Consider the following 12,009-nt stretch of genomic DNA (forward strand, 5'->3'; position numbering starts at 1 on the left):
ATCATGACCTCATTCACCAGCCTCGACACCATCGTCTTTCTCATCTACTTCGTGGTCATTTCGGCCTACGGCATCTGGATCTACTGGAGCAAGAAACGCTCGTCCGGCAAGGCCACCCACGACTTCTTTCTGGCCGAAGGGTCGCTCACGTGGTGGGCCATCGGCGCCTCGTTGATCGCATCGAACATCTCGGCCGAGCAGTTCATCGGCATGAGCGGCGCAGGCTTTCGCATCGGGATGGCGATCGCAGTGTATGAGCTGATGTCCGCGGCGACCCTGGTCATCGTTGCCGTGTTCTTCATGCCGATCTACCTGAAGAACCGCATCTATACGATGCCGCAATTCCTCGAGCAGCGCTACGGCCCGGCGGTGGCGGCAACGATGGCGGTGTTCTGGCTTGGCCTGTATGTAGTGGTCAACCTTACTGCCATCCTGTACCTGGGCGCGCTGGCGATCAGCAGCATCGCCGGCCTGAATGTGCTGGCCTGCATGCTGTTCCTGGCCGTGTTCGCAACCGTAATCACGCTGGGCGGCATGAAGGTGATCGGCTACACCGATGTGATCCAGGTGCTGTGCCTGGTGATCGGCGGGCTCGTTACGACCTGGATCGCGCTCGACCTGGTGGCGGCGCTGGCCGGTGGTCAGGGTGCGGTGCGCGGCCTGAGCGAGCTGTATCTGCGCGCCGGCGAGCATTTTAATATGGTGCTCACGCGCGATGATCCCAACTACATGGATCTGCCTGGCATGTCGACCATCATCGGTGGCATGCTGATCGTGAACCTCAACTATTGGGGCTGCAACCAGTACATCGTCCAGCGCGCGCTGGGCGCCAACCTGCACACGGCGCGCAAGGGCCTGCTGTTCGCGGCATTCCTCAAGCTGCTGATGCCGGTGATCGTGGTCTTGCCGGGCATTGCAGCCTATGCGCTCGACAAGTCCGGCACGCTTGGCGACGCGATGCGCCCCGGTGGCGAACTGAATCCGGACCGCGCCTATCCCACCCTGCTGGCCCTGCTGCCGGCCGGGCTCAAGGGCCTGGCATTCGCCGCCCTGGTTGCGGCAGTCGTCGCGTCGCTGGCCGGCAAGGCCAACAGCGTCGCGACGATCTTCACCCTCGACGTCTACAACAAGCACGTCAACCGCGGGGCCAGCGAGCAGCGCATGGTCTGGATCGGCCGGATCTCGGTGGTGGCGGCGATGGCCATTGCCGTGCTGCTCGCGCCCTTGCTGGGGATCGACAAGAAAGGCGGCTTCCAGTACATCCAGGAATACACCGGCTTCGTCTCGCCCGGCATCCTCGCGATGTTTTTGCTGGGCTTTTACTGGCGCAAGACCACCGCTGCGGCGGCCATGTTTGCCACGATTGGCGGGCTGGTGTTTTCGGTGTTTCTCAAGTTCTTGCCGCTGGTGATGGACCTGGGGTTTCTGGCGCCGATTGGGTTTGCGGTCAATAACGGCGCTGGCGTCTACGAGATCCCTTTTCTTGACCGGATGCTGATCGTGTTTGTGATGGTGGTCATCGGCATGGTTGTCTTGAGCACGACGGCGCAGCGCGACGGCAGCCACAAGCGCATGGTGATTGATGGGTCGATGTTCCGGGTTGATCGGGGTTTTGCGGTTGGTTCGGTGGTGATTTTTGCGGTGCTGGTGGCGATTTACGGGGGTTGGTAGTTTGAAGGGACGTTGTCGCGCCAGCTCGATCTGTCGCTGGAAGGAATGAGACTAACAGCGCGACCGCTGCTCACAGCCGGGTTCGTGTCCAAATGTCAGACCTGACCCCGGCTGTGGTTGTGCTTACAGCCGGGTTCGTGTCCGAATGTCAGACCTGACCCCGGCTGGTGGTGGGCGTGCGGTTGGTGCGTCAGACGATCGATAGGCTAGCAGCGCGGGTGCTTGATGTTTCGATTCGACCGACGTAGTCTGGCTTGTCGCGGCCGCTGTCGGTGGTCGCCTGCGCTCCCTCACCGAAAGGCCCTTATGCCTGCGCCATACAATCCATTTTCTTCCTGGTTCGGGGCGTTTCAATTGCCGCTGTCCGGCAACGTCGCGGAGCGGATTTCGGCGCCGATGTTCTCGCCCTCGCTGACCATCAACGATGGCGGCGACCAGGCCATCGAAGCCAGAGTGGTCAACGAGATCGCAAGCTACGGCAAGCAGATCGGATGGCTCAATGATGTCATCCTGGCCCTGGCCGAAAACGCCGACCTGCCAGACCACGTGACAAGGACGGTGCACCGGATCGCCGAGGCGACGCGCAAGATCGAGGAACTCAAGGCGGCGGCCGCGGATGAAGCTCTGGGAAAGGCGGTCGAATCACTCAATTTCCTGCAGCAGCATCAGCCGGGCACCTATGCCAGACTGCTGCAGGAGCGCAGCCAGACTTTGCCACTGTAATCAGCCGCGCGGGCCGGCCACCTGCCCGCCCGCCCGCCCCATCGCGCGCCGCGCCGGATCGGCTTTCATGCCGATGCGACCACCGTCAGGCCCGGCAAGGCGATGCACCAACCCTTGCAACCCATTTAGCAACCATGTTTCACCGCAAAAAGCAATTGGCCTTTGACATGATTGCTGATATAATTGCGGCCCTTTTACAACAAAACCCCTGATAGCACATCTGCTATCGATCGTTTTCCATGCCGTGCATGGGAGCCGAACCTCGGGCCAACCGCCCGCATCAAGCAACGTTCGCCGCATGGCGGTTGAACGGCACTCAGCGTCATTAACACGCACACAGCACCCGGCACGCATTGCGCACACCGCAAGCGCCGGCACGCCTTTGGCATTGTCGCCGCGTCGACAGGCCAGGCACGCGCTGTCTGCATCAACACCATGTCGCGATCTCCGCCGCGGGCCTCGATGCCTGCGGCGATTTCATTTCATTCGACAGATCGAGGGAGAACCACACCGTGGCAAAACAAATCATCATCGACCAGGTCTTCAAAGTCTTCGGCGATCAGCCGGAAGCCGCCCTGGACCTGGTTCGCCAGGGCGCCAGCAAGCAGGACATCCTGGCCCAGACCGCCTGCACCATCGGCGTGTTCGACGCCAGCTTCACGATTGAAGCCGGCGAAATTTTCGTCATCATGGGTTTGTCCGGCTCGGGCAAGTCGACCATGGTGCGCATGCTCAATCGCCTCATCGAGCCAACCGCCGGGCGCATCCTGATCGACGGCAATGACATCAACACCCTGCCCGACGCCCAGTTGCGCGCACTGCGCCGCAAGGACATCAGCATGGTGTTCCAGTCGTTCGCGCTGCTGCCGCAACTTACCGTGCTCGACAACACGGCATTCGGCATGGAACTGGCCGGCACGCCGAAGGCCGAGCGCCATGCGCTGGCCTTGCAGGCGCTGGACCAGGTGGGCCTGGCCGGGTACGGCGCCAGCTATCCGGACGAGTTATCGGGCGGCATGCAGCAACGCGTGGGTCTGGCCCGCGCGCTGGCGTGCGATCCCGCCATCCTGCTGATGGACGAGGCGTTTTCGGCACTCGATCCGATCATGCGCACCGAGATGCAATCGGAGCTGCTGCGCCTGCAGCAGATCAAGCGCCGCACCATCGTGTTCATCTCGCACGATCTCGACGAAGCGATGCGCATCGGCGACCGGGTCGCCATCATGAAGGACGGGCATGTCGTGCAAGTGGGCACGCCGGAAGACATCCTGCGCCAGCCTGCCAACGACTACGTGCGCAACTTCGTGCGCGGCGTCGATGCCGCCGCCGTGTTCAAGGCCGGCGATATCGCCCGTAAAAGCCAGATCGTCGTGGCGGAGTCGCCGGCGCGCGGTTCGCGCGCCGCGCTGTCGATGCTGGAAGAGCAGGATCGGGCCTACGCCTACGTCGTCGACCCGCAGCAGAAATTCCTGGGCGTGGTTTCGGCCGACTCGCTGCGCAGCGCCCTCGACGGCCACGTCGGCCCGCTGGGTCTGGCGCATGCCTACCTGCCCGATGTCACGACCATCGATGCCGATGAACCGGTGGCCGGCCTGTTCGGCCAGGTCGCGCAGATGCCGTATGGCGTGCCCGTCGTGACGAACGACGGCAAATACCGCGGCGCCATCAGCAAGACCACCCTGCTGAAGTTCCTCGACCGCGATACGCCGCCCCTCGCTGCACCAAACAACCCGAAAGGACAAGCATGAATTCCGGCACCGCTACCGCGACCGCGACCCAAGCCGTCGCCCCACAAGCTGCGCAAATCAATCCATGGCTGCCGACGCCGCCGCGCGATACCTCATGGCTCGATGCCGCGCCGGCCGCCTCGCCCGATCAGGCTGGCGCCGGGCTGTCCGACCTGCTGAACGGCTCGCTGTCGCTCCAGTCCGGGATCAATGACGCGCTGGGCTGGGTGGTCGAACACTTCCGCCCATTCTTCCAGATCGTGCGCGCCCCCATCGACGCCACGCTCGACGCCGTCAGCGCACTGTTGCTGGCTGCGCCAGCGCTCGCGGTGATCGCCGTCATCGGCGTGCTGGCCTGGCAATTCACCACCCGCACGCTCGCCATCGGCACCGTGGTGGCGCTGTTGATCGTGTCAATGCTGGGCATCTGGTCCGACGCCATGATCACGCTGTCGCTGGTGCTGACCTCGCTCGCGTTCTGCATGGTGATCGGCTTGCCGCTGGGGATTTTCCTGGCCAGCAGCGACCGAGCCCAGAATCTCCTGCGGCCGCTGCTTGATGCCATGCAGACGACGCCGGCCTTTGTCTATCTGGTGCCGGTCGTGATGCTGTTTGGTATCGGTAACGCGCCGGGCGTGATCGTGACCATCATCTTTGCCCTGCCGCCGCTGGTGCGCCTGACCAATCTCGGTATTCGCCAGGTGCGGCCCGACCTGATCGAGGCGGCGCGCGCCTACGGCGCTTCGCCGTGGCAGTTGCTGAGCCGCGTCCAGTTTCCGCTGGCAATGCCGTCGATCATGGCCGGCATCAACCAGTCGCTGATGCTGTCGCTGTCGATGGTCGTGATCGCTTCGATGATCGCCGTCGGCGGCCTGGGCCAGATGGTCTTGCGCGGCATCGGCCGCCTGGACATGGGTCTTGCAACCGTGGGCGGCCTGGGCATCGTGCTGCTGGCCATCACGCTGGACCGCTTGACGCAATCGATGGGACAGCCGCGTCGTGGCGTACGCCACTGGTACCAGACTGGCCCGGCCGGGCTCATCCTGCGCCTGACGCGCGGCAAGCAACCATCATAAAAAAGGACCACGAATGCATCGCATGAAAAAATTTACGATCAAACACCAGTCACGACGCATGTTTCGCTGGATCGCCACCATCGCACTGGGCGCCCTGGCGTTGACGACCCACCTCGCCATGGCGCAAACGCCGGCAGACGCCCTTCCCGGGAAGGGGATCAAGGTGCAAGCGCTGCAAAGCCCGGTTGCCGAAGAGACGTTCCAGACCATGCTGGTCGACCGCGCGCTGGCAGCGCTCGGCTACGTACCGCAACCCATCAAGGAGGTGGAATATCCCACGGCCCACGTCGCCATTGCCAATGGCGATGCCACGTTCCTGGCGGTGCACTGGGATCCCTTGCACAAGGATTTCTATGACAACGCGGGTGGCGACGCCAAACTGCTCCGCATGGGCGAGTACGCCGGACCGGCAGCCCAGGGCTACCTGATCGACAAGGCCACCGCCGACAAGTACGGCATTACCAATATCGGCCAACTGCGCGAGCCGCGCCTCGCCAAGCTGTTTGACAACGATGGCGACGGCAAAGCGGACATGGCCGGCTGCAATCCCGGCTGGGGCTGCGAAGCGATGATCGAGCAGCATATGGACGGCTTCAAGCTGCGCGGCACGGTCACGCATGTGCAGGGGAATTACTCCGCACTGATCGCCGATACCATCGGCCGCTACAAGCGCGGCTCGCCGATCCTGTACTACGCCTGGACGCCCTACTGGGTTAATGGCGTCCTGATCCCTGGCAAGGATGTCGTCTGGCTACAGGCGCCGAAGACGGCGTATCCGGGCAAGCCCGATACACGCATGGCCGATGGCAGCGACTACGGCTTTGCCATCAACACGACGCGCTTTGTCGTGAACCGTGCGTGGGCCGGGAAGAACCCGGCAGCCGTGAAGCTGTTCCAAGTGATGCGCTTGCCGATTGCCGATATCGATGCGCAGAATGCGCGGATGCGCAGCGGTGAGAATGCCCAGGCGGATATCGCGCGCCATGTGTCGGGGTGGATCAAGTTCCATCAGAAGGAATTCGATGGCTGGATTGCGCAGGCGCGGGCGGCGGCGACGCCGTAACATCGCCGTAGTCGCGGGGGCGCCATCAGGACGCAGTGATTGCGATTGGCCTGCCGGCGCCCTTTTGGTTGCCTGAACCGACGGTACGCTGAATGTGATCTGCATGGCCGTCACCCCCACCCTGTAAGCCTGGTTGATTGACTGGCGCGTTATCGGTATTGTTGGCGTAAAAGTCTTCTGCCTTTTTTGGGTTACACGTTGGTTAGTTACATTTTTAAATGTCTGCTGGTGTTTCGCCCGCTCCGATCGATCTCCAACCTTCTGCATATTTCATGCATTCGTGTCGGACATGGCATAGCCTTCCAGCGAAGAACGCAAGCAATCGGCAAAGCATCACGAAGCAAAAAACATCGCGGAGACGAGCACTACAGCTGCCTATCCTGTGTTGCCGAGCACCCTGCTCGATGCGCCGACATCAGCAGGCATTAACAAAAAAGCTCGCCGAAGCGAGCTTTTCTAAAATCTTCCTAGGAATGATTTAAGCAGGAAACCTCACTCCCACTCAATCGTCGCCGGCGGCTTCCCCGAAATATCATACACAACGCGGTTAATCCCCCGCACCTCATTGATGATGCGGTTCGACACCTTGCCCATCAACGCATGCGGCAGATGCGCCCATTGCGCCGTCATGAAGTCCAGCGTCTGCACCGCGCGCAGCGCAACGACATATTCATACGTGCGGCCATCGCCCATCACGCCCACCGATTTCACTGGCAGGAACACGGCAAACGCCTGGCTGGTCGCTTCATACCAATTCAGCGGCGCCTTGCCGGCATCGATGCCCGGCACGTGCGGTACTTCGAACGGCGTGTTGCGCAGCTCTTCGATGAAGATCGCATCGGCTTCACGCAGCAGGTCGGCGAACTCTTTCTTGACTTCGCCCAAGATGCGCACGCCCAGGCCCGGGCCCGGGAACGGGTGACGGTAGACCATGTCATGCGGCAGGCCCAGCGCGACGCCGAGTTTGCGCACTTCGTCCTTGAACAGTTCGCGCAGCGGCTCGAGCAGTTGCAGGTTCAGTGTCTCTGGCAGGCCGCCCACATTGTGGTGGCTCTTGATCGTCTGGCCTTTCTTACCTTTGCCGGCCGACTCGATGACGTCCGGGTAGATCGTGCCCTGCGCCAGCCACTTGGCATTGGTCAGCTTGCCCGCTTCGACCTGGAACACTTCAACGAACTCGCGGCCGATGATCTTGCGCTTCTGCTCGGGATCGTTCACGCCGGCCAGGTGGCCCATGAACTGGTCTTCAGCATCGATGCGGATCACTTTCACGCCCAGGTTCTTTTCGAACATGCTCATGACCATCTTGCCTTCGTCCTTGCGCAGCAGGCCGTGGTCGACAAAGACGCAAGTGAGCTGGTCACCGATCGCGCGGTGGATCAGTGCAGCGGCGACGCTCGAGTCGACGCCGCCCGACAGGCCCAGGATCACGTCGTCGGTGCCGACCTGTGCACGGATCTTTTCGACGGCTTCGCCGATGTAGTCCGGCATGTTCCAGTCCGACTTGCAACCGCAGATCTCGTGCACGAAGCGGCCGATGATGGCTTCGCCCTGCGTCGTGTGCGTGACTTCCGGGTGAAATTGCAGCGCGTAGAAACGGCGCTCTTCGTCGGCCATCGCGGCGATCGGGCAGCTGTCGGTCGAACCCATCAGCTTGAAGCCTTCGGGCATGTCCAGGACCTTGTCGCCGTGGCTCATCCAGACCTTGAGCATGCCGTGGCCTTCGTCGGTGACGAAGTCATTGATGCCGTTGAGCAGCGCCGTATGGCCACGGGCGCGCACTTCGGCGTAGCCGAATTCGCGCTTCAGGCCGTTTTCGACCTTGCCGCCCAGTTGGGCCGCCATGGTCTGCATGCCGTAGCAGATGCCCAGCACCGGCACGCCGGCTTCGAACACGGCCTGCGGCGCGCGTGGCGAATCGCCTTCGAGCGTCGAATTGTGGCTGCCCGACAGGATGATGCCCGAGGCGCCGTAGTTGCGGACGAATTCGTCGCTGACGTCGTAGGGGAAGACTTCGGAGAAGACGCCGGCATCGCGCACGCGGCGGGCGATCAGCTGGGTGACCTGGGAGCCGAAATCGAGGATGAGGATTTTCGAATGCATAGGGAAGCTTAATGTGGTCGGTGGTGAGCGAAACGTATGGTGGCTGGCCTCGCCAGCCACCATAGGAAACGCGGCCATCAATGGCCGCGTCGAAGGTCGATTACTCCGAACGGTAGTTCGGCGCTTCTTTCGTGATCTGCACATCGTGCACGTGCGATTCGCGCATGCCGGCCGACGTGATCTCGACGAATTCGGCTTTCGAGCGCAGCTCTTCGATGGTGCTGCAACCGCAGTAACCCATCGACTGGCGCACGCCGCCGATCAGCTGGAAGATGATCGCCAGCACGCTGCCCTTGTAGGCCACGCGGCCTTCGATACCTTCGGGCACGAACTTGTCGGCCTTGCTCGACGCTTCCTGGAAGTAGCGGTCGGCCGAACCGTCGGCCATCGCGCCCAGGCTACCCATGCCGCGGTACGATTTGTAGCTGCGGCCCTGGTACAGGATGACTTCGCCCGGCGCTTCTTCGGTACCGGCGAACATGCTGCCCATCATGACGGTGTGCGCGCCTGCCGCCAGTGCTTTCGAGATGTCGCCCGAGAAGCGGATGCCGCCGTCGGCGATGCATGGCACGCCCGTGCCTTCGAGTGCTTCGGAAACATTCGAGATCGCGGTGATCTGCGGCACGCCCACGCCGGCAACGATGCGGGTGGTGCAGATCGAGCCAGGGCCGATGCCAACCTTGACCGCATCAGCGCCCGCTTCAACCAGCGCCAGCGCAGCCGATGCGGTAGCGATATTGCCGCCGATGACGTCCACGTGCGGGTAACGGTCCTTGATCCAGCGTACGCGGTCAAGAATGCCCTGCGAGTGGCCGTGGGCGGTGTCGACCACCAGCACGTCCACGCCGGCGGCGACCAGCAGTTCGATGCGCTCTTCATCGCGCTCGCCGACGCCGACAGCGGCGCCCACGAGCAGCTTGCCCTGCGAATCTTTGGAGGCCAGCGGGTGTTCGTGCGACTTCTGGATATCCTTGACGGTGATCAGGCCGCGCAGCTCGAAGTTGTCGTTGATGACGACCACACGCTCGAGGCGGTGCTTGTTCATCAGGCGCTTGGCTTCGGCCGTGTCCGCGTCTTCCTTGACCGTGACGAGCTTGTCGCGCGGCGTCATCTTGGCGCGCGCTTCGGCTTCCAGGTCTTCCTCGAAACGCAGGTCGCGGTTGGTGATGATGCCGACGACCTGGTTGCCCTCGACCACCGGGAAGCCGCTGATGCCATGCTGTTGCGACAGCGCCAGCACTTCGCGGATCTTCATGGTCGGTGGAATCGTGATCGGATCGCGCAGCACGCCCGCTTCGAAGCGCTTGACCCGCGCGACTTCGCGCGCCTGGTCGGCTGGACGGAGATTCTTGTGGATGATACCGATACCGCCTTCTTGCGCCATGGCGATCGCCAGGTTCGCTTCGGTCACGGTGTCCATCGCGGCGGACAGCAGCGGAATGTTCAGGGTGATATTGCGGGTAAGCTTGGTGCGCAGGGAAGTTTGGGCCGGAAGAACGTTGGAGTAGGCCGGGACGAGCAGCACGTCATCGAAGGTGAGTGCTTTTTGGAGGAGACGCATAGTATTTCCTATAGGCGCAAAAGCGAATTATACAGAAACCCGTGATTTCCGTCGCCGGCCTGACCCAAATTTAGTTGGTGCGGTACGGTTTGCGATTGACAGCCAGGCCGAAGCATGGCGAAATCTGTTAATTCTCAGGAGCAATTTCTATGTCGCGTATGCCGTACCGCGCCCTCGGCGCCACCCTGCTCTTCCTTGCCGCCACGGCCGCGCAAGCACAGTATGTCTGGATCGGACCTGGCGGCACGCGCCAGTATTCGGATCGTCCGCCGCCGCCCGGCACGCCCGCCAGCAAGATCGTCAAGGCGCCGGGCCGCGCCGCGCCCGAACTGGCGCCGACGCCCCCTGCCGCAATGCCGGCGGAAGGGGCAGCCGCTGATCCAGCCGCCAAGCCGCTGCCACCGAAGGGCCCGCCCACACTGGCCGAGCAGGAAGCCGCCTACCGCGCGCGCGCCAAGGCGCGTGACGAGGCCAATCTGAAAGCGCAGGAAGAAGCGCAGCGTGCGCGCCAGTTAGCAGAGCGCTGCAACGCTGCGCGCGAGACGCAGGCGCAGCTCGCGTCCGGCACGCGCATCGCGCGCTACGGCCAGGATGGCCAGAAAAGTTATATGACGGATGCCGAGCGCGCCACGCGGGCCGCGCAGGTCAGTCAGGCGCTGCAGGACTGCCGCTAGCGCCTTCGCGCCTGGCCGCGCGCTTGCGGCGCGACTCTTTTGGGTCGGCCACGAGCGGCCGGTAGATCTCGATGCGGTCGCGCTCGCGCAGCACCGTGTCGAGCGTCTTCTTCTTGGCGTAGATGCCCACCGGCTGCGTTGTCAGATTGATATCCGGGAAGGCCTCCAGCACGCCGCTGCGCTCGATGGCGATGCCGATCGTCGTACCCGGCTCTACCTGCAGCTCGCGCAGCCACTCGACCTTGTCGCTGGCATAGCAGACCGAGATGCCGAGCAGTGCAGGCACGACATCAGCCATACACGACCTCGGCACGCTTGCAGAACGAATCGACCATGCTGTTGGCGATCATGCCGAACACGGGCCCGACGATCTGCGCCAGGATCATGCTGGAGAACTCGTACTGCATGTCGAACTCGATCTTGCAGGCATCGGCGCGCAGCGACTTGAAGCTCCAGGTTGCCTCGAGCAGCTTGAACGGGCCGTCGACCAGGTGCATCTTCATCTGGGTCGGGCGCTGGTTGTGGTTCGATGTCGTGAAGCTCTGCTTGACGCCGTGAAAATTAATTTGCAGGGCCGCGACGAGCTTGTCATCGGTGCGTTCGACGATGTTCACGCCACTGCACCAGGGAAGAAACTTGGGATAATCTTCGACTTTGGCAACGAGGTCGAACATCTGTTCTGCGCTATAGCCAAGGAAAACTGATTTGTGCACTACTGCCATTGGTCAACCGTTTGTTATGATGGGGGTCGTTTGCAAGTGGCGCCACCGTTGGCGCAATAGCAGTAGTTTAACCGACACGCGAATTTTCGCCTTTTCATGAGCATCGCTGACAATAAAAAAGCATTTTTTGACTACTTCATCGAAGACCGCTACGAGGCAGGTCTCGTGCTGGAGGGTTGGGAAGTCAAGGCCATCCGCGAAAGCCGGGTGCAGATCAAGGAAGCCTACGTGCTCGTCCGTGACAACGAGCTGTACCTGTTCGGTGCGCACGTCAGCGCACTGACGACCACGTCGAGCTTCAGCCACCCCGAGGCGCTGCGCTCGCGCAAGCTGCTGCTGCACCGCGCCGAGATCGATAAGCTGATCGGCAAGGTGGAGCGTTCCGGCTACACGCTGGTGCCGCTGAACCTGCACTTCAAGAAGGGCAACGTGAAGTGCGAGATCGGCCTGGCCAAGGGCAAGAAGCAGCATGACAAGCGCTCGACCGAGAAAGACCGCGACGCCAAGCGCGAGGTCGCTGCGGCGATGAAGACCAACCGGCGCTAAGCCGTTCTACGCGCCGCGTGCCGGTAACGCCTGCACGCGAGCGCCGGTCAGCGCGATCAATTCCAGATCACGGATCGGGAACAGTAGCGGGGGCGCGTACGTCTGCGCCCTGACCTCCTCGGCGCGGCCAACGGCGTGCGCCG

Annotated in this window: 11 protein-coding genes; 7 read left to right on the top strand and 4 right to left on the bottom strand. The window is 62.5% G+C overall.

Translation table 11 applies throughout. The features are described from left to right. The first annotated feature begins 3 nt into the window (after positions 1 to 3). The 5 genes from AC56LH_RS09370 (at position 4) to proX (ending at position 6,260) form a co-directional block, all read left to right on the top strand. Positions 4 to 1,671, top strand: a complete 1,668-nt coding sequence (locus AC56LH_RS09370; protein WP_499645698.1) for a sodium:solute symporter family transporter — start codon at positions 4 to 6, stop codon at positions 1,669 to 1,671. A gap of 306 nt (positions 1,672 to 1,977) precedes the next feature. Further along, complete coding sequence (locus AC56LH_RS09375; RefSeq protein ID WP_499645699.1) at positions 1,978 to 2,394, top strand: hypothetical protein; 417 nt, start codon at positions 1,978 to 1,980, stop codon at positions 2,392 to 2,394. Between the two features lie 512 nt (positions 2,395 to 2,906). Beyond that, on the top strand, positions 2,907 to 4,142 hold the full coding sequence (proV, locus tag AC56LH_RS09380) for a glycine betaine/L-proline ABC transporter ATP-binding protein ProV (RefSeq protein WP_499645700.1): 1,236 nt from the start codon (positions 2,907 to 2,909) through the stop codon (positions 4,140 to 4,142). Then, positions 4,139 to 5,197: a glycine betaine/L-proline ABC transporter permease ProW gene (proW, locus tag AC56LH_RS09385; RefSeq protein WP_499645701.1), complete on the top strand. Its 1,059-nt coding sequence runs from the start codon at positions 4,139 to 4,141 to the stop codon at positions 5,195 to 5,197. Before proV ends, proW begins: the two co-directional genes overlap by 4 nt. A gap of 58 nt (positions 5,198 to 5,255) precedes the next feature. Then, complete coding sequence (proX, locus tag AC56LH_RS09390) at positions 5,256 to 6,260, top strand: glycine betaine/L-proline ABC transporter substrate-binding protein ProX (protein ID WP_499648438.1); 1,005 nt, start codon at positions 5,256 to 5,258, stop codon at positions 6,258 to 6,260. 492 nt (positions 6,261 to 6,752) lie between these two features. On the opposite strand, the gene guaA is transcribed toward proX, so the two are convergent. Further along, complete coding sequence (guaA, locus tag AC56LH_RS09395; RefSeq protein ID WP_499454210.1) at positions 6,753 to 8,363, bottom strand: glutamine-hydrolyzing GMP synthase; 1,611 nt, start codon at positions 8,361 to 8,363, stop codon at positions 6,753 to 6,755. 100 nt (positions 8,364 to 8,463) lie between these two features. Then, the gene (gene guaB / locus AC56LH_RS09400; RefSeq protein ID WP_183552919.1) at positions 8,464 to 9,924 is read right to left on the bottom strand and encodes an IMP dehydrogenase; all 1,461 of its coding nucleotides are present in this window, start codon (positions 9,922 to 9,924) and stop codon (positions 8,464 to 8,466) included. 149 nt (positions 9,925 to 10,073) lie between these two features. Here guaB and AC56LH_RS09405 point away from each other — a divergent pair, with 149 nt between their 5' ends. Next, a complete protein-coding gene (locus AC56LH_RS09405; protein ID WP_499645702.1) occupies positions 10,074 to 10,598 on the top strand; it encodes a DUF4124 domain-containing protein in 525 nt (174 codons plus the stop codon). Here AC56LH_RS09405 and AC56LH_RS09410 read toward each other — a convergent pair. Further along, on the bottom strand, positions 10,570 to 10,896 hold the full coding sequence (locus AC56LH_RS09410; RefSeq protein ID WP_499645703.1) for an RnfH family protein: 327 nt from the start codon (positions 10,894 to 10,896) through the stop codon (positions 10,570 to 10,572). The two genes, AC56LH_RS09405 and AC56LH_RS09410, sit on opposite strands and share 29 nt — an antisense overlap. Continuing rightward, entirely contained in the window at positions 10,889 to 11,320 is a 432-nt protein-coding gene (locus AC56LH_RS09415; RefSeq protein ID WP_258834442.1) for a type II toxin-antitoxin system RatA family toxin, read from the bottom strand. Before AC56LH_RS09415 ends, AC56LH_RS09410 begins: the two co-directional genes overlap by 8 nt. Before the next feature lie 96 nt (positions 11,321 to 11,416). Here AC56LH_RS09415 and smpB point away from each other — a divergent pair, with 96 nt between their 5' ends. Next, positions 11,417 to 11,866 carry an SsrA-binding protein SmpB gene (smpB, locus tag AC56LH_RS09420; RefSeq protein ID WP_482899030.1) on the top strand — a complete coding sequence of 150 codons (450 nt, stop codon included), beginning with the start codon at positions 11,417 to 11,419 and terminating at the stop codon, positions 11,864 to 11,866. The last annotated feature ends 143 nt before the right edge of the window (positions 11,867 to 12,009 follow it).

The sequence above is a fragment of the Telluria sp. LT1R51-2 genome, from assembly GCF_059685775.1.

What these genes read in the sequence shown, in the direction of transcription:
- AC56LH_RS09405 (WP_499645702.1), top strand. Translation starts at nt 10,074, where the DNA reads ATGTCGCGTATGCCGTACCGCGCCCTCGGCGCCACCCTGCTCTTCCTT.
- AC56LH_RS09410 (WP_499645703.1), bottom strand. Translation starts at nt 10,896, where the DNA reads ATGGCTGATGTCGTGCCTGCACTGCTCGGCATCTCGGTCTGCTATGCC.
- guaB (WP_183552919.1), bottom strand. Translation starts at nt 9,924, where the DNA reads ATGCGTCTCCTCCAAAAAGCACTCACCTTCGATGACGTGCTGCTCGTC.
- guaA (WP_499454210.1), bottom strand. Translation starts at nt 8,363, where the DNA reads ATGCATTCGAAAATCCTCATCCTCGATTTCGGCTCCCAGGTCACCCAG.
- proX (WP_499648438.1), top strand. Translation starts at nt 5,256, where the DNA reads ATGTTTCGCTGGATCGCCACCATCGCACTGGGCGCCCTGGCGTTGACG.
- AC56LH_RS09375 (WP_499645699.1), top strand. Translation starts at nt 1,978, where the DNA reads ATGCCTGCGCCATACAATCCATTTTCTTCCTGGTTCGGGGCGTTTCAA.
- AC56LH_RS09370 (WP_499645698.1), top strand. Translation starts at nt 4, where the DNA reads ATGACCTCATTCACCAGCCTCGACACCATCGTCTTTCTCATCTACTTC.
- proW (WP_499645701.1), top strand. Translation starts at nt 4,139, where the DNA reads ATGAATTCCGGCACCGCTACCGCGACCGCGACCCAAGCCGTCGCCCCA.
- AC56LH_RS09415 (WP_258834442.1), bottom strand. Translation starts at nt 11,320, where the DNA reads ATGGCAGTAGTGCACAAATCAGTTTTCCTTGGCTATAGCGCAGAACAG.
- smpB (WP_482899030.1), top strand. Translation starts at nt 11,417, where the DNA reads ATGAGCATCGCTGACAATAAAAAAGCATTTTTTGACTACTTCATCGAA.